Genomic DNA, 15,544 nt, shown 5'->3' with positions numbered 1-15,544 from the left:
GAGTATTTCACCGCCGGCCGCCCCGGCGCTTGAGTATTGCTACTTACTGCAAAGGCCAGGTGCGCAGAAGGATTTCCCTCGACCCGGCCGAAGCGGCCGCCGATCGCTTCCGGCCGGCCGCGAACAGGCGCAAAATCTCGGCACCTGGCCGCCCGCCCTTGCGGCCCGACCCACAGGAGCGCAGGAATGCGACCTCTCATCACCCGTCCCCGTGTGCTGGCCGTTCTGCTCGCCGGGACCGCGCTCGCCTTCAGCCCGCTCGGCGGCCAGGCGACCGCCAAACTGCCCGCGGATCAGCTGACCAACCCGTGCTTCGCCCCGGCCGGCGCCGCCGCCAAGGGCGGTCGCGCCGCCGACCACCGCGACATCAGTGCGGCCGAACAGAAGGCGATCGAGGCCCGGACCGCGCAGCTGCTGCAGGCCAAGGCGGCCCGCGGCATCGGCGTACCGAAGGGCGCACTCGCGGCCGCGAACGTCCCGGTCTACGTGCACGTGATGCGCGACGCGGCCGGCAACGGCGACGTCACCGACACCCAGATCGCGCAGCAGCTCCAGGTGCTGAACAAGACCTTCGGCGGCCAGGAGTCGGCGCAGGCGGCGAACACCGGCTTCACCTTCAGCCTGGCCGGCACCTACCGGTACAACAACAACCAGTGGCACAAGGACAAACAGTCCAGCTCGTACCGCAAGCAGACCCGCAAGGGCGGCGCGAACGCGCTGAACATCTGGCTGGTCGACTTCGGCTACCTCGGCATCGCCACCTTCCCGTGGGACTACGCGAAGAACCCGGGTATCGACGGCATCCGGGTGCAGTACACGTCGTTGCCGGGCGGCTCGGCGACGAACTACAACCTCGGCGAGACCGCGACCCACGAGGCCGGCCACTGGTTCGGGCTCTACCACACCTTCCAGGGCGGCTGTACGACGACGAACGACGAGGTCGCCGACACCCCGGCCCAGAGCAGCCCGACCAACGGCTGCCCGACCGGCCGCGACTCCTGCACGCTGCCGGGCCTGGACCCGATCCACAACTACATGGACTACTCCTACGACTCCTGCTACAACCAGTTCACCCCGAACCAGAGCACCCGCATCAGCACCATGTGGACCGCCTACCGCGCCTGACGAAGTAGCCGGCCCGGCTCACGCCGGGCCGGTTTTCGCTGCCGCTCACCGAATCAGACCAGGACGCGATCCCCCGGCCGGACGATGCGCAACCACCGGCAGTCGTACGGTCCGAGTTCGACCCGCAGCAGCCCGTCCGGAGCGACCTCGAGCGTCCCCGTCCGGAGCAGGTCGGCCGCTCGGACGCCGATGCCGCTCCCCGCGACCGCGAGGGTGACCGAGGCGGGCCGGTCGGAGAAGTTGTGCACCGTGATCACGCTGCCCCCTTCGTGGTCGGACCGATGGGCGAAGACCGACGCGGACTCGTGCTCGAGGATCGTGCAGGTGCCCCAGGACAGTTCAGGCGTTTCGCGGTAGCGCCGGACGAGCAGCTTCATCCAGCTCAGCAGCGAGTCGGAGTCGTGCCGTTGCGCGGCGACGTTGACCCACTCGGGAGAGAACTCCCCCTCGACCACGGGTGCGGCCAGCTGGTCCTTGTCGGCGATCGAGAAGCCGCCGTTCACGTCGTTCGTCCACTGCATGGGTGTCCGGACCGCGTTCCGGCCCTCGGCGGCGAGGTTCTCGCCCATGCCGATCTCCTCGCCGTAGAACAGCACCGGCGTCCCCGGCAGCGAGAACAACAGGCTGTAGACCATTCGCAGCCGGCGCTGGTCGTTCCCCAGCATCGTCGGCAGCCGGCGGCGCAGTCCTCGCCCGTAGAGCTGCATGGTCTCCTCCGGACCGAAGGCCCGGAAGACCTCCGCGCGCTCGGCGTCGGTCAGCTTGTCCAGGGTCAGCTCGTCGTGGTTGCGGACGAACGTCCCCCACTGCGCTTCCTCCGGCGGTGCCGGCCGCTCCCGCAGCGCCTTCACCAGGTCGGCGGGGTCCTTCCGCGCCAGTGCCAGGTACAGCATCTGCATGCCGATGAAGTCGAAGCACATCGTCAGCTCGTCGCCGTCCTCGTCCCCGAAGAACCGCCGGGTCTCCTGGTACGGCAGGTTGACCTCGCCGAGCAGGATCGCGGATCCACTGCGCCGGTTCAGGAACGCGCGCAGGTCGCGCAGGTAGTCGTGCGGATCCGGCAACTCCGCCGCGTCGGCCGCGCCGGCGGTGTCCAGCAGGAACGGCACCGCGTCCACCCGGAATCCCGACAGGCCGAGCCGCAGCCAGAAACCCAGTACGCGCAGGATCTCCTCGCGCACCGCCGGGTTGGTGATGTCCAGGTCCGGCTGGTGCTTGTAGAACCGGTGCAGGTAGTACTGCCCCGCCTGCTCGTCGTACTGCCACAGACTGGTCTCCTGGTCGGGGAACACGACGCCCTGGTCGCCACCCGGCGGCGGTTCGTCCCGCCACACGTACCAGTCCCGGTACGGCGAATCTCGGGACGCGCGTGCACTGCGGAACCACGGGTGCTGGTCCGACGTGTGGTTCACCACCAGGTCCGCGATCACCCGCATCCCGCGGTCCTGCGCCACGGTGATCAGTTCGACCAGGTCACCGTGCGTCCCGAGGCGCGGGTCGACACCGTAGAAGTCGGTGATGTCGTACCCGTCGTCGCGGTCCGGGGTCGGGTAGAAGGGCATCAGCCACAAGAGGTCACGCCCAGTTCGGCGAGGTGGTCGATCCGCTGTGCCAGTCCGCGCAGGTCGCCGCGGCCGTCGCCGTCGGTGTCGAAGAAGGTCTCCACGTCGAGGCAGTAGACAACCGCGTTCTTCCACCACACGTCGGCGGTCTCGGTGAGTCTCACGGGCGGGTCACCTCCAGTCGCGGCAGGACCTTGCTGCCGAACACCTCGACGAACTCGGCCTGCTCCCGGCCGACGTGGTGCAGGTAGATCGCATCGAAGCCGAGCGCGGCGTACTCGTCGAGCCAGGCGGCGTGCTGTCCCGGATCCGCGGAGATCCGGACGGTCCGGTGCATCGCCTCGGGCGGAACGTGCTGTGCGGCCAGGTCGAACGACTCGACCGTGTCGGTGTCCCAGCACATCGGCGGCGCGAACACTTTCGTACGCCACTGGTCGTGGGCGATCCGCACCGCGTCCCGCTCGTCGGCCGCGTAGCTGAGGTGCACCTGCAGGCAGACCTTGCCCCGCCCACCGGCCTCCCGGTACGCCGCGATCATCCGGCGCAGGTGGTCGTGATCGGCGTTGACGGTGATCAGTCCATCGGCCCAGCCGGCACACCATTGCGCGGTCTGTTCGGACACTGCGGCGCCGAGGAGCGCGGGCGGTTCGCCGGGCCGGGTCCAGACCCGTGCGCGATCCACGGTGACCAGGCCGTCGTGGCTCACTTCCTCGCCCCGCAAGAGTTTCCGGATCACCTCGACGGACTCCAGCAGCCGCTCGGTCCGCACCTGCTTGCGCGGCCAGGGGGCGCCGGTGATGTGTTCGTTGCTCGCCTCGCCGGTACCGAGCGCGGCCCAGAACCGGCCGGGGTACATCGCGCCGAGGGTCCCGATCGCCTGCGCCACGATCGCCGGGTGGTACCGCTGACCGGGCGCGTTCACCACCCCGAACGTCAGCCCGGTGGCCTGCAGAGCGGCACCGAGCCAGGACCAGGCGAACCCGGACTCACCCTGCCGTGTACTCCACGGACTGAAGTGGTCCGAACACATCGCCGCGGTGAACCCTGCCTGCTCGGCCAGGACGACCGCCTGCAGCAGGTCGGCGGGCGGGACCTGTTCGTGCGAGGCGTGGAAGCCGTAAACGGTCATGGGTTCTCGTTCCCGCGGCCCCAGGTTCCTACACCCGGGAACCGCTTCGCTCGGGGTGGTCGGAGGTGCGGCGTTCGCTGGATTGGGTACAGCGCACGCGAGCAGTGCCCGCTCGGACCGACGCCGCAGTCACCCGGTCTGTGCGACGGGTGGGCGCGCCGCGGAGGTGGGACTTGGGGATCGCGCTGGCTCTGCTGTCTGCCCTCTCGTTCGGTCTGTCGGACTTCGCCGCGGGGTTGGCGGCCCGGCGCCTGCACAGCGCGGTCGTGGTGTTCGTCGGTCAGCTCTGCGGGGTCACGTTGACCCTCGGGGCGGCGTTCTTCGTCGCCGCGCCCGGGGTTTCCGGGGAGGCGCTGGCCTGGGGCGCGTTGTCGGGGATCGGGACCGGCCTGGGCGCCGCTTTCCTGTTCCAGGCGATGGCGGTCGGCCGGTTCAGCGTGGTGGTCCCGCTCAGCGATGTCGCCGGTGTCGCGATCCCGGTCCTGCTCGGTGTCACGCTGCTCGGCGACCGGATCGGCGTGGCTGCCTGGTGTGGGTTCGCTGCCGCCGTTCCTGCCCTCTGGTTGATGACGAGCAGCGGCGGACCGCGTGGTGGCTCCACCGACGGCGCCCGCTGGGCGCTGCTGTCGGGAGCCGCTTTCGCCTTGCAGTACGTCGCTCTGGCGCGCGCTGACGAAGCCGCCGGTCTCTGGCCGCTCGTCCTGAACCGGATCGTCGCCGTCCTGACGGTCGCACCGCTGGCCGTTCGGCGGGAACGCTTGCGGATGCGGGGCCGGACCGCGGTGCTGGCGCTGGCGTCCGGTGTCCTGGGCACGACGGCGATCGCCGCCTATCTGCTCTCGACCAGGCTGGAGGCGCTGTCGATCAGCGTCGTCCTCACCTCGCTGTACCCCGCGGTCCCGGTGCTGCTCGGCCTCACCTTCCTGCACGAACGACTCACCCGCCGCCAGGTCGCCGGCCTCGCCTGCGCGACGGCGACCGTCCTGCTGATCTCACTCTGAGTACGGGCGACCCCGGCGCTGGTGGTCTCAACGCCGGGGCCTGGGAAGCCCAAGCCCTCGAGAACCCGTCTTCCTTGACCGCTCGGTGCCCCTCGCCCAGCGGCTTCATGCACCCTTGCGGGCGCGTCGGGCCAGCACGTGACTTCCGTCGCAGAGGGGCTTCAGCGCGGACTTTCCACACCGGCAGAGCGCGATCGTTCCACGGTGCGGATCGATCGGATTCCCCTGCTCGTCCAGCAGTTCGAAGTCGCCCCGGACGAGCAGCGGTCCGTCGGGATACGCACGAATCACGGTCTCGGTCATACCCGGCCGGTACCCGCTCGCATGTGTCCGGGTACCGGGGGCGGCGTCGAGGAGCGAGGGAGTCCTGATGTATCTGCCACCACCACGGGGGCCGCTCAGCGAGTGGCTGATCGACCACCTGCACGGTCACCGCACCCCAGCACCACCCGTCGACCGCGGTTGGGACGACGAGGATCTTCAGCTCGCCTTGTGGTGCTGCAACGAACTGCACTACCGCGGTTTCGCCGACGCCCCGCCGGACGCGGAGTGGAACCCGGAGACGATCGCGTTCCGGGCCGAGCTCGAACGCCCCTGGTCCGGCTGGTTGCGCACCACCTGCCGGCCCGAGGTCACCACCGAACCCCCGTCGGTCCAGCTGCGCCGGCTGATCGATGCCGACGACGGGCCGCCGCTGGCGGCGTACCTGCACCGGCACGCGAGTCTGGACCAGTTCCGCGAGTTCGTGCTGAACCGCTCGGTCTACCAGCTCAAGGAGGCCGATCCGCACAGCTACGGCATCCCGCGGCTCGACGGTGCCGCGAAGGCAGCGCTGGTGGAGATCCAGGCCGACGAGTACGGCGGCGGGCGGCCGGAACGGATGCACGCGGAGCTGTTCCGGACCACGATGCGCTGGCTGGATCTCGACGACAGCTACGGGTACTACGTCGCCGACGTACCGGCGGTCACGCTCGCCCTGTCGAACGTGATGTCGCTGTTCGCCCTGCACAGCCGGTGGACCGGCGCCCTGCTCGGCCACCTCGCGGCCCTGGAGATGACGTCGACCGTCCCCAACCGCCGGTACGCCGCGGGCGCTGCGCGACTCGGCGCCGATGCGGACCAGGCGCGGTACTTCACCGAACACGTGGAGGCGGACGCCGTCCACGAGCAGATCGCGGCGCACGACCTGTGCGACACCTTCGCCGCGGATCACCCGGACGCGGTCGCCGACATCCTCTTCGGAGCCCGCAGTTCGCTCCTGCTGGACAGCCTCGTCGCCGAGCATCTGCTCGGCCGGTGGGGCGTCCTGCAGGAACGCCAGGCCGCGGGCTGACCAGTCGCCTCCCGCAACCAAGTGGGTACGGGAGTAAGTTCGACGCATGCTGAAGCGCGTCGCGATTCTTGCCGCCGTTGCCGGGTTGGGTGCCGTGGGCACCGTTGTGGGATCGGCGCAGACCCGGTCGGCGGACGCGATCGTCGGGGGCACGCTGACCAGTACGTCGGAGGCGCCGTGGGCGATCGCGTTGGTCAGTTCGGAGGCACCGGGGCCGAACGGGCGATGGTGCGGCGGCACGCTGGTCAGTCCGACCAAGGTGATCACGGCCGCGCACTGTGTGGTCCGGCCGGCCGCCAGCTACACCGCGGTCCAGGGCCGCGACGACCTGAGCGACGCCGGGACCGGGCAGACCTCGGCGATCAGCCGCGCCTGGGTCCATCCCGGGTACACCACCAAGGAACACCGCAACGACTTCGCCGTCCTCACCCTGGCCCGGCCGTTCACCGGGGTGCCGACGTTGCGGCTCGAGACGGACCCGAAGGCCGATCGCCAGGGTGCCGTCCCGGTCGTCTACGGCTGGGGTGACACGCAGGACACGGGTCCCGGCGACACCCTGCAGAAGCTCGCTGTCCCGGTGCTCGGCGACGCGACCTGCCTGGCCAACAAGGAGTACGTCAGCAACGGGTACACGGCTGTCAACAACATCTGCGCCGGGTACCCCGAGGGCGGATCCGACGCCTGCCAAGGCGATTCGGGTGGTCCGCTGGTCCTCGACAACCGGCTGCTCGGCACCGTCTCCTGGGGCAAGGGCTGCGCGGACCGCGGCTTCCCGGGCGTGTACGCCGAGATCGCCGGCGCCGCACCGACCCTGCAACGGCAGCTGCGTTGAACCTTCCCACCCGTCGCCGACGGATCTAGAGTCGTACCGCCTGGGGGACCGCCAATTGCCAGGGGGAACCATGCGTTGGAGCAAGCCGGTTCAGGTGATCACGGTCGTACTCGCACTCGGTGCGGCGATGGGAGGCGCGCCCGCCGACGCCCGGCCGGCGCCGGAGAACTGCGTCGAGTCGGACGCCGCCGGCCGAGGTGGTCCACGGGAACCCGGTCTGGACCAGGTGCACGAGGACCTTCCCGCGGCCGCCAAGGGCAAGGCGGCCAAGACCTTCCACCAGACCGTGCCCGTCTGGATCCACGTGATCACCGACGGACCGACCGGCGCCCTGACCAGTCCCCAGATCGCGGACCAGATCGCCGTACTGAACAACACCTTCGCCGGGGGTGAGGGCGGTGCGCGGACCGGCTTCTCGTTCCGGCTGGCCGGTGTGACCCGGACCGACAACGCGGCCTGGTTCTACGCCAACCCCGGTGGGACGAACGAGAACTCGATGAAGCGGACCCTGCGCCGGGGCGGACCGGAGACGCTGAACTTCTACTCGACCACGGCCGGCGACTACCTCGGCTGGGCCTACCTGCCCGACATCGTCACCAAGCCGGGCAAGGCCTACCTCGACGGCGTCGTGATCGACTGGGAGTCCATCCCGGGCACCTCGTCCACCTACGCCGGCCGGTACGACCAGGGCGAGACCGCGACGCACGAGGTCGGGCACTGGCTCAACCTCGAGCACACCTTCTACGGCGGCTGCAACGCCAAGGGCGACTTCGTGGCCGACACTCCCGCGGAGAAGGAACCGACCAGCGGCTGCCCGGCCGGCAAGGACACCTGCACGGCGCCAGGGCTCGACCCGATCCACAACTACATGGACTACTCCTACGACAGCTGCTACACGCAGTTCACGCCCGGCCAGGCGCAGCGGATGGCCGACGCGGCACTGCTGTACCGACCGGTCGGCTGAAGTCGTCACTCCGTAACATCCGGCCGGTTTTCGCCGTCGGCAGCACACAAATCCGACACTGCGCGGAAACAGCATGTCATTACCTTCCTGATCAGCAATCTGGCTGCTCAGTGAGGGAGATGGCATGGCCCAGACCAGAAGGCAGTTCCTCCAGCAGGTCGGCATCACCGGTGGAGCGGGGGTGATGTACTCCGCGATGGGCGCGCTCGGTCTGACCGGCGCGGCCGGCACCCCCGCGTACGCCGCGCCGTCGCGGTCCGAGCTCGACGGCCGCGGCCGCAAGCACGTGGTGATCCTCGGCGCCGGCATCGCCGGCCTGACGTCGGCGTACGAGCTCGGCAAGGCCGGGTACAAGGTGACGCTGCTGGAAGCCCGGAAGCGCCCGGGCGGACGGAACTGGACGGTCCGCGGGGGAACGCAGGAGACCGACCTGCACGGCACCACCCAGCGGGCGAGGTTCTCGCCCGGGCAGTACATGAACGCCGGCCCCGGCCGGATTCCGCAGCACCACGTGACGCTCGACTACTGCCGCGAACTCGGCGTCCCGATCGAGCCGTTCGTCAACCAGAACGCGGACGGCTACCTCTATCGCGAAGGCACCACAGCCCTGTCCAACAAGGCGATCCGGCACCGGACCGCCAAGGCCGACGTGTACGGGTACGTGTCCGAGTTGTTGGCCAAGGCAACGGATCAGGGCGCGCTGGACTCGGTGCTGACCGGGACCGACAAGGACGCGCTGATCAGCTTCCTGCGCAGCTTCGGCGCGATCGGCACCAAGGCGGACGGCTACCGGTACACCGGGACCGGCGGGCGGCGCGGGTACGAGGTCGAACCTGGCGCCGGGCTCGAGGGTGGGACCACCGCGACGCCGTACGCGCTGAGCGACGTGCTCGCCAGCGGGGTCGGGAACTACTTCTCGTTCGAGTTCGGCTGGGACCAGGCGATGATGATGTTCCAGCCGGTCGGCGGGATGGACCGGATCCCGTACGCGTTCGAGAAGGCGATCGGGCGGGACAAGTTCGTCTACGGCGCGCAGGTGCTCGGGCTGCGGAACACCACCGAAGGCGTCACGGTCACCTACAGCACCGGATCCCGGCCGCGCGAGGTCAAGGCCGACTTCGCGATCTGCGGACTGCCCCCGCACATCGCGGCGACGATCCCGTCGAACCTGCCGGCCGACATCGTCACCGCCCTCCAGTACGCGCGGCCGACGAACGCGGGCAAGATCGGCATCGAGTACTCGCGGCGCTGGTGGGAGCTGGACCACCGGATCTACGGCGGCATCACCAACAGCAACCTCGACCTGGGCAACACCTGGTACCCGTCGTCGGGGTTCCACGGCGAGCGCGGCACCGTGATCGGGTACTACAACACCGGCGCCAACGCCACCGCGTACGGCGCCCTGGCTCCGGCCGCGCGCCTGGATCGGGCCCTGGCCCAGGGCGCGAAGATCCACGGCGACGTGTATCGCAAGGACGTGGCGGCCTCGTTCTCGGTGGACTGGGCCGGCACCGAGTACTCGCGCGGCGCGTGGGTCGGCTGGCCGTCCCAGACCGACGGCGTCTACGCCAAGCTGCTCGATGCCACCGGCAACATCTACTTCGCCGGCGACCACCTCAGCCACGCCATCGCCTGGCAACACGGCGCGATGGTCTCCGCCCGTGCCACCGTGACCGCCCTCCACCAGAGAGTGACCAGCCGATGAAACGCAAACTCCTCGCCGGACTCGCCGTCGTCGCCGTCTCCTTCACCGCCGGGACCGCGACCGCGGCCGGTTGGTGGGACAAGCCGAAGCCGCCCCGTCCCGGCACCGTCGCCCCTGTTCTCCCGGCGGGCCAGGCGAACCCGATGATCGCCAACGGCGTCGGCATCGGAGCCAACACGGCGTACTACAAGACGTCCGGCCTCGGCCCGAGCGCCCTGAACACCGGCGCCCCGGGCGAGGCGGCGTACATCGACACCGCGGTCTTCCCCGGCGGCACGCTGCCCGCGGGCGTCACGATCACCGAGGCGCAAGGGATCAACGTGCTCCGCCGGATCGGCGAGAACCTGCAGGCGGCCGGGCTGTCCTACGACGACGTCTACACGATGCGCGTCTTCCTGCAGAACCCGGCCGGCGCCGCCACCGCCGACTTCGCCGGCTGGAACCGCGCGTACCGTCAGTACTTCGCGAACACCGACCTGACCACCGGCAAGTTCGTCCCCGTTCCGCTCGGGACCGCGGCCCCCGCGAAACCGTTCGTGGTGAACAAGGCCAGGCCGTCCCGCTTCGCCTTGGAGATCGAGAACCTCCCGGTCAACGGCTGGCTCGTCGAGGTGGAGGTGGACGCCGCGTACCCCACCCGCTGACGCCTCCCGCAGGCCCTGGTCCACCCGGGATCAGGGCCTGCGGCATCGACAGCCACCCCCGCGAGTGCGACGCTGACAGAAGGACCGGGTCGGTGGACCTGGTCCTCGGGGGAGGTTCCGATGAACGATCAACGCGGGGGCGCACCGGTCGGACCGGCCGAACTGGCGAAACGTCCCAAGGTGAAGGCGGACAGCGACCGCGCGGCGACCAGGGCACCGCTACTGGATGTCTCGCTGAAGAACCTGGACGACTTCACCGTCAGCAGCGCGGGCGGGCGGCTCCGGGTGGAGGCGACCGTCGACGCGCGGGGGCTCGACCGGCATCGGCGGTACGACACCATCCCGGTCACGCGGCTGCGCAAGAAGGACCTCGATCCCGAGCTGGGGACGAAGGAGCTGGACGGCCTCGTCCCGGGCGGCGTACCGACGGCGTTCCTGCCACGGCGCGCTCGTCCGACGCATCGGCTGCCACCTGGTCAGGGCAAGGACCTCGACCAGGGCGGCACGATCTTCGGCACCGACGACCGGTACCTGTTCGACGACCTCTCCTTCCCCTGGCGCACGACCGGGAAGGTCCGCACCGTGGGCCATTGGGGATCCGGGGTGACGATCGGTCCGCGGCACGTCCTGACCGCGAGCCACGTGATCAACTGGACCGGCGGCGAGGACGACGGCGTCGCCTGGGTGACCTTCACCCCCGGGTACTTCGACGGCAAGGGCCCGTGGGGCGAGATCGAGGCCACCCGGGTCATCTACTGGATCCAGGCCCCCGGGCAACTCTCCGACGACCAGACCGCCTTCGACTACGTGGTCCTGGTGATGGCGGAACGCATCGGCGAGGTGGTCGGCTACCCGGGGTACCGGACGTACGACAAGGACTGGAACGACAAGGAGCTCTGGCAGTACATCGGCTACCCGGGCGAGCTCTCGAGTGGCGAACGACCCGCGTTCCAGGGCGACGGCGTCGTCTCCTCGGTCGGCCAGGAGCGCACCAGCGGCCAGACCGGCTACGTGCTCGGCCACTTCAACGAGTTCACCCCGGGCCAGTCCGGCGGGATCTCCTGGGGGTGGTGGGGTGACGAGCCCTGGCCCCGGGTCATCGGCGTCGGCAGCACCATCGGCAGTACGGCGGTGCAGACTCCCAGCGGGACCACGACCGGCGACAACGAGTACGGAGGCGGCCCGGCCCTCAGCTCGCTGATCACCTGGGCCCGTACGAACTACCCCTGACAGGGCGGCCCGGTGGGAGACTGGGGGCATGAGCGAACCGGTACGGGTGATCAAGGCCGGCGCGTTGGTGGCAGCGGATCCGACGCCCGGGATGTTCCGGACGCGAGCCTTCGAGCTGCCGCTGCTGTGGGCCGGTCAGGTGGTGACCGAGCCCGGGGCCATCTCCGGCTGGCATCACCACGACCGCAACGAGAGCAGCCTGTACATCGTCTCCGGCGTCCTGCGGCTGGAGTTCGAAGGCAGCGACGAGTACCTCGACGCCGTGGCCGGCGACTTCGTCCACGTGCCGTCGTTCACCATCCACCGCGAGAGCAACCCCAGCTCCAAGCCGTCTCTCGCGATCATCGCGCGCGCCGGCGGCGGCATCCCCACCGTGAACGTAGCTGACCCGAGAAGCACCTCCCGTGACTAAGCTGCACCCTGGTTTCCGCAGACAAGTCTGGGAGGGCAGGATGCACGAACCGGAAGCGGCGCGGCGCGTCCGCCCTCACGTCGCCCGCGCGGTGGCTCTGACCAAGCATGTTCTGCTGGAGTTCGACGGGGTGATGTTCGACGTCGAGACCGCCCTGGGGCCGTGGGGGCGCGAGAACGCGATCGGCGACTTCCTGCGAAGCCGACCGTACTTCCCGCGACCGATCATGCTGGGCGCCTACGGCCCGGAGCACATGCTCGGGTTCATCGCCGAACACAAGCCCGAGTACGCCGCCGAGGCGGAGCAGGCTTTGGAGCATCGCGAACTGGACGCCGCGCTGACCTCGCGACCGGCCGACGGCCTCCGTCAACTGCTCGCCGCTTGCGCGGCCACCGGACGCACCGTCGCGGTCATCAGCGACCTCGCCGAAGACGTGGTCACCACCGTCGTGCGTTCGAACGAGCTCAGCTTGCATGTCAACGCGATCTCGGCCCGGCAGGGGTTCGACCTGGCCGGCTTCCGTTCCGGGCATGCCGCCCACCGCGCGGCGGAGCTTCTCGGCGTACCGATCGAGGCGTGCCTGTTCGTCGGCGGACGGTCGGCCAGGATCTCCTCCGCGCGGGAAGCCGGCGCCGTCGGACTCGGCTGCGAGTGCGGCCGCGAGCCACGCAAGCACCTGGCGAGCCCCGAGATCCCCGTGGTCCCGAACCTCGCGACTCTGACGAAGGCGCTGCTGAGCACTCCTCGCCCCTGACCTCCTCAGCAGCTGACGAATCGAGCGGCGGCGCCGATCGGCTCAACGCTGCCGCTCGACAAGCCACCTAGGGCATGCGTTCGTAGGCCGGGAGGGTGAGGAAGTCGGCGTACTCGTCGGCGATGGCGACTTCCAGGAAGGTCTCGCGGGCTGCTTGGTAGCGGGCCGGGTCGCCGTCGAGCTTGGCGATCTCCTCGTCGGCGAGTTCGGTGACCAGCTCGGTGGTGACGGTCCGGCCGGTGTCCAGGACCACGGCGTTCTGCCGCCACTGCCAGATCTGCGAGCGGGAGATCTCGGCGGTGGCCGCGTCCTCCATCAGGTTGAAGATGCCGACTGCACCCGTCCCTTCCAGCCAGGCGGTGAGGTACTGGACGGCGACGCTGATGTTGTTCCGCAGACCGGCCTCGGTCACCTCGCCCGGGGTCGCGGCGACGTCGAGGAGCTGGTCCGCGGTGACCTGGACGTCCTCGCGGAGCTTGCCGAGCTGGTTGGGCTCGTCACCGAGCACCTCGTCGAAGACGCGCCGGCAGGTGTCGACCATGCCCGGGTGCGCGACCCACGATCCGTCGAACCCGTCCCCGGCCTCGCGGCGCTTGTCGGCCTCCACCTTCGCGAACGCCTGCTCGTTGACGGCCGGGTCCTTGCTCGGGATGAACGCCGCCATCCCGCCGATCGCGTGCGCGCCGCGCTGGTGACACGTCCGGACCAGGAGCTCGGTGTACGCGCGCATGAACGGGACCGTCATGGTGACCGAGTTCCGGTCCGGGAGCTGGAAGTCGGCGCCGCGGGTCCGGTACGTCTTGATCACGCTGAACATGAAGTCCCAGCGGCCCGCGTTCAGTCCGGCCGAGTGCTCGCGCAGTTCGTAGAGGATCTCCTCCATCTCGAACGCGGCCGGGAACGTCTCGATCAGCACGGTGGCCCGGATCGTGCCGCGCGGGATGCCCAGGAAGTCCTGGGCCAGCACGAACGCGTCGTTCCACAGCCGCGCCTCCAGGTGCGACTCCATCTTCGGCAGATAGAAGTACGGCCCCTGGCCGCGATCCAGCTGGCGCTGCCCGGAAGCGACCAGGTACAGGGCGAAGTCGACGAGGGCACCCGAGGTCCGCTCGCCGTCGACCAGGATGTGCTTCTCCGGTAGGTGCCAGCCGCGCGGCCGGACCACGATCGTGGCCAGCTCGTCGTCCGGCTTCAGCGTGTACGCCTTGCCGGCCTCGCTGGTGAAGTCGATCGACCGGGTGATCGCGTCGAGCAGGTTGAGCTGGCCGCCGACGACGTTCTCCCACAGCGGGGTGTTGGCGTCCTCGTGATCGGCCAGCCACACCTTCGCGCCCGAGTTCAGCGCGTTGATCGTCATCTTCCGGTCGGTCGGCCCGGTGATCTCCACCCGCCGGTCGACCAGTCCCGGCGCGGGCGCGGCGACCCGCCAGTCCGGGTCCTCGCGCACCGCCGCCGTCTCGGCCAGGAACCCGAGCGACCCACCGGCCGCGATTTCCTCCACCCGCGCCCGCCGCCGCTCCAGCAACGCGAGCCGGCGCTGGTTCAGCTCCCGGTGCAGCAGCCCGATCAGCTCGAGCGCCCGCTCGGACAGGATCTCGTCGTACCGCTCGTGCAAAGGTCCGGTGACCTCGACTGCCACAGGTTGCTCCCTCTAGTCGATGACCAGTAGTTCGTGATCGGTGATTCGGGTTACCTCGACCGTAATCCAGCCGTCCTCACCGGACACGGCGGCCTCCCTGGGTCATCGCACGAGGTCAACGGCGAACCATGAGACTCTGTGGTCCGGAACGAGCGGAGGAGGGGTGATGGGGGAGCGACCACCCACCAGCCGGGACCTGGCGCGGCTGGCCGGAGTGTCCCAGGCGACGGTCTCCCGGGTCCTCACGAACAACCCCCGGGTCAGCCCGGACACCCGGGCCCGGGTGCTGCAGGTGCTGGCCGAGACGAACTACACCCCGAACGCGCTGGCCCGGGCGATGAAGACCGGCCGGACCGACACCATCGGCGTCTTCATGACCCGGGTGACCAGCCCGTTCCACGCCGCGCTACTGGACGAGATCGGCCGCCGGCTGAGCGAGGCCGGGCTGCACATGATCCTGTGGAACATCGAGCACGACCCGGAGGAGTCGGTCGCCGAGGTGGTCCAGCAGCGCCTGGTCGACGGCTTCATCCTCACCTCGGCCACCTACGACTCCCGGCTGCACGCGGCCGCGGTCGCCTCCGGTACGCCGACCGTCCTGCTGCACCGCGGCATCGACGGGCTCGACTGCGACCAGGTGGTCGGCGACAACTGGCAGGGCGCGTACGACGCCGGCCGGTACCTGGTCGAGGCGGGCCACCGCGACATCGGCCTGGTCACCCTGGCCCACACCGGCAACACCTCCCGCGACCGCGACCTCGGGTTCCGGGCCGCGCTGGACGACGCGGGCGTGAAGATCAAGACCAGCAACGTGGTCACCACCGGCGTCGGCCACGCGGACGGGCACGCGGCGGCGCAGAAGCTGCTGTCCCGGGCGAAACCGCCGACCGCGATCTACACCGTCACCGACCTGCTCGCCTTCGGTCTCCTCGACGGCGCCCGGGCCCGCGGCGTCCAAGTCCCCGACGACGTCTGGCTGATCGGCTTCGACAACACCGACCTCGCGTCATGGGAAGCCTTCGACCTGACCACCGTGGACCAGCCGGTCCACGCCATCGTCGAAGCCGGCCTCACCCTCCTCCGCCAACGAATCGCCGACCCGGCCCGTCCGACCACCACCCAACTCCTCCCCTGCCCCCTCGTCATCAGAGGCTCCACCGCCAACACTCCCGCAAAACCCACTGGCAAGAAGTCGAGAACCCGCACAGACTGAG

The 15,544-nt window shown here is 69.9% G+C and carries 16 protein-coding genes; 11 read left to right on the top strand and 5 right to left on the bottom strand.

Going from position 1 to position 15,544, the window contains the following annotated elements; translation table 11 throughout:
• Window positions 1-186: 186 nt before the first annotated feature.
• Complete coding sequence (locus tag FB561_RS11905; protein ID WP_145806022.1) at window positions 187-1,125, top strand: zinc metalloprotease; 939 nt, start codon at window positions 187-189, stop codon at window positions 1,123-1,125.
• Between the two features lie 53 nt (window positions 1,126-1,178).
• Here FB561_RS11905 and FB561_RS11900 read toward each other — a convergent pair whose 3' ends face one another.
• From FB561_RS11900 to FB561_RS11895, 3 genes are read right to left on the bottom strand one after another with little or no spacing between them, the layout of a single operon-like run.
• The gene (locus FB561_RS11900) at window positions 1,179-2,687 is read right to left on the bottom strand and encodes an alpha-amylase family protein (protein ID WP_238334775.1); all 1,509 of its coding nucleotides are present in this window, start codon (window positions 2,685-2,687) and stop codon (window positions 1,179-1,181) included.
• The gene (locus tag FB561_RS38585; RefSeq protein WP_238334774.1) at window positions 2,687-2,851 is read right to left on the bottom strand and encodes an alpha-amylase family glycosyl hydrolase; all 165 of its coding nucleotides are present in this window, start codon (window positions 2,849-2,851) and stop codon (window positions 2,687-2,689) included. The genes FB561_RS11900 and FB561_RS38585 overlap by 1 nt, the downstream gene beginning before the upstream one ends.
• Window positions 2,848-3,816, bottom strand: a complete 969-nt coding sequence (locus FB561_RS11895; protein ID WP_145806020.1) for a TIGR03885 family FMN-dependent LLM class oxidoreductase — start codon at window positions 3,814-3,816, stop codon at window positions 2,848-2,850. The genes FB561_RS38585 and FB561_RS11895 overlap by 4 nt, the downstream gene beginning before the upstream one ends.
• A 173-nt stretch (window positions 3,817-3,989) precedes the next feature.
• Between FB561_RS11895 and FB561_RS11890 the strand changes: the two genes are divergently transcribed.
• Complete coding sequence (locus tag FB561_RS11890) at window positions 3,990-4,817, top strand: DMT family transporter (protein WP_145806019.1); 828 nt, start codon at window positions 3,990-3,992, stop codon at window positions 4,815-4,817.
• A 105-nt stretch (window positions 4,818-4,922) separates the two neighbouring features.
• Here the strand turns inward: FB561_RS11890 and FB561_RS11885 are convergent, their stop codons facing one another.
• Entirely contained in the window at window positions 4,923-5,120 is a 198-nt protein-coding gene (locus FB561_RS11885) for a CDGSH iron-sulfur domain-containing protein (protein WP_145806017.1), read from the bottom strand.
• Between the two features lie 67 nt (window positions 5,121-5,187).
• Between FB561_RS11885 and FB561_RS11880 the strand changes: the two genes are divergently transcribed.
• From FB561_RS11880 to FB561_RS11845, 8 genes are all read left to right on the top strand, one after another.
• Window positions 5,188-6,150 carry an iron-containing redox enzyme family protein gene (locus FB561_RS11880; protein WP_145806015.1) on the top strand — a complete coding sequence of 321 codons (963 nt, stop codon included), beginning with the start codon at window positions 5,188-5,190 and terminating at the stop codon, window positions 6,148-6,150.
• A gap of 46 nt (window positions 6,151-6,196) precedes the next feature.
• Window positions 6,197-6,982 (top strand): S1 family peptidase, encoded by a 786-nt coding sequence (locus FB561_RS11875; protein WP_145806013.1) that lies wholly within the window; start codon window positions 6,197-6,199, stop codon window positions 6,980-6,982.
• Between the two features lie 70 nt (window positions 6,983-7,052).
• Window positions 7,053-7,946 carry a zinc metalloprotease gene (locus FB561_RS11870; protein WP_145806011.1) on the top strand — a complete coding sequence of 298 codons (894 nt, stop codon included), beginning with the start codon at window positions 7,053-7,055 and terminating at the stop codon, window positions 7,944-7,946.
• 124 nt (window positions 7,947-8,070) lie between these two features.
• Window positions 8,071-9,651, top strand: coding sequence for a flavin monoamine oxidase family protein (locus FB561_RS11865; RefSeq protein WP_145806008.1), 1,581 nt, complete (start codon window positions 8,071-8,073; stop codon window positions 9,649-9,651).
• The gene (locus FB561_RS11860; protein WP_145806006.1) at window positions 9,648-10,295 is read left to right on the top strand and encodes a Rid family hydrolase; all 648 of its coding nucleotides are present in this window, start codon (window positions 9,648-9,650) and stop codon (window positions 10,293-10,295) included. Before FB561_RS11865 ends, FB561_RS11860 begins: the two co-directional genes overlap by 4 nt.
• Window positions 10,296-10,415: 120 nt before the next feature.
• On the top strand, window positions 10,416-11,525 hold the full coding sequence (locus tag FB561_RS11855) for a trypsin-like serine peptidase (RefSeq protein ID WP_145806004.1): 1,110 nt from the start codon (window positions 10,416-10,418) through the stop codon (window positions 11,523-11,525).
• Between the two features lie 28 nt (window positions 11,526-11,553).
• A complete protein-coding gene (locus FB561_RS11850) occupies window positions 11,554-11,937 on the top strand; it encodes a cupin domain-containing protein (RefSeq protein WP_145806002.1) in 384 nt (127 codons plus the stop codon).
• A gap of 40 nt (window positions 11,938-11,977) precedes the next feature.
• Window positions 11,978-12,691, top strand: a complete 714-nt coding sequence (locus FB561_RS11845) for an HAD family hydrolase (protein WP_145806000.1) — start codon at window positions 11,978-11,980, stop codon at window positions 12,689-12,691.
• Window positions 12,692-12,758: 67 nt separating this feature from the next.
• Here the strand turns inward: FB561_RS11845 and aceB are convergent, their stop codons facing one another.
• Complete coding sequence (gene aceB, locus FB561_RS11840) at window positions 12,759-14,330, bottom strand: malate synthase A (RefSeq protein WP_145805998.1); 1,572 nt, start codon at window positions 14,328-14,330, stop codon at window positions 12,759-12,761.
• A gap of 166 nt (window positions 14,331-14,496) precedes the next feature.
• Here aceB and FB561_RS11835 point away from each other — a divergent pair, with 166 nt between their 5' ends.
• Window positions 14,497-15,543, top strand: coding sequence for a LacI family DNA-binding transcriptional regulator (locus FB561_RS11835; RefSeq protein WP_145805996.1), 1,047 nt, complete (start codon window positions 14,497-14,499; stop codon window positions 15,541-15,543).
• Window position 15,544: the final 1 nt, after the last annotated feature.

Source organism: Kribbella amoyensis (genome assembly GCF_007828865.1).
GTDB classification, from domain to species: Bacteria; Actinomycetota; Actinomycetes; order Propionibacteriales; family Kribbellaceae; genus Kribbella; species Kribbella amoyensis.
The sequence above is the reverse complement of the archived record's forward strand: the minus strand, read 5'-3'. Positions and strand labels throughout refer to the sequence as shown.

Coding starts and splice junctions, on each gene's coding strand:
- FB561_RS11865 (WP_145806008.1), top strand. CDS start 8,071: ATGGCCCAGACCAGAAGGCAGTTCCTCCAGCAGGTCGGCATCACCGGT.
- FB561_RS11855 (WP_145806004.1), top strand. CDS start 10,416: ATGAACGATCAACGCGGGGGCGCACCGGTCGGACCGGCCGAACTGGCG.
- FB561_RS11835 (WP_145805996.1), top strand. CDS start 14,497: ATGGGGGAGCGACCACCCACCAGCCGGGACCTGGCGCGGCTGGCCGGA.
- FB561_RS11875 (WP_145806013.1), top strand. CDS start 6,197: ATGCTGAAGCGCGTCGCGATTCTTGCCGCCGTTGCCGGGTTGGGTGCC.
- FB561_RS11885 (WP_145806017.1), bottom strand. CDS start 5,120: ATGACCGAGACCGTGATTCGTGCGTATCCCGACGGACCGCTGCTCGTC.
- FB561_RS11900 (WP_238334775.1), bottom strand. CDS start 2,687: ATGCCCTTCTACCCGACCCCGGACCGCGACGACGGGTACGACATCACC.
- FB561_RS11850 (WP_145806002.1), top strand. CDS start 11,554: ATGAGCGAACCGGTACGGGTGATCAAGGCCGGCGCGTTGGTGGCAGCG.
- FB561_RS11860 (WP_145806006.1), top strand. CDS start 9,648: ATGAAACGCAAACTCCTCGCCGGACTCGCCGTCGTCGCCGTCTCCTTC.
- FB561_RS11880 (WP_145806015.1), top strand. CDS start 5,188: ATGTATCTGCCACCACCACGGGGGCCGCTCAGCGAGTGGCTGATCGAC.
- FB561_RS11870 (WP_145806011.1), top strand. CDS start 7,053: ATGCGTTGGAGCAAGCCGGTTCAGGTGATCACGGTCGTACTCGCACTC.
- FB561_RS11845 (WP_145806000.1), top strand. CDS start 11,978: ATGCACGAACCGGAAGCGGCGCGGCGCGTCCGCCCTCACGTCGCCCGC.
- FB561_RS11905 (WP_145806022.1), top strand. CDS start 187: ATGCGACCTCTCATCACCCGTCCCCGTGTGCTGGCCGTTCTGCTCGCC.
- FB561_RS11895 (WP_145806020.1), bottom strand. CDS start 3,816: ATGACCGTTTACGGCTTCCACGCCTCGCACGAACAGGTCCCGCCCGCC.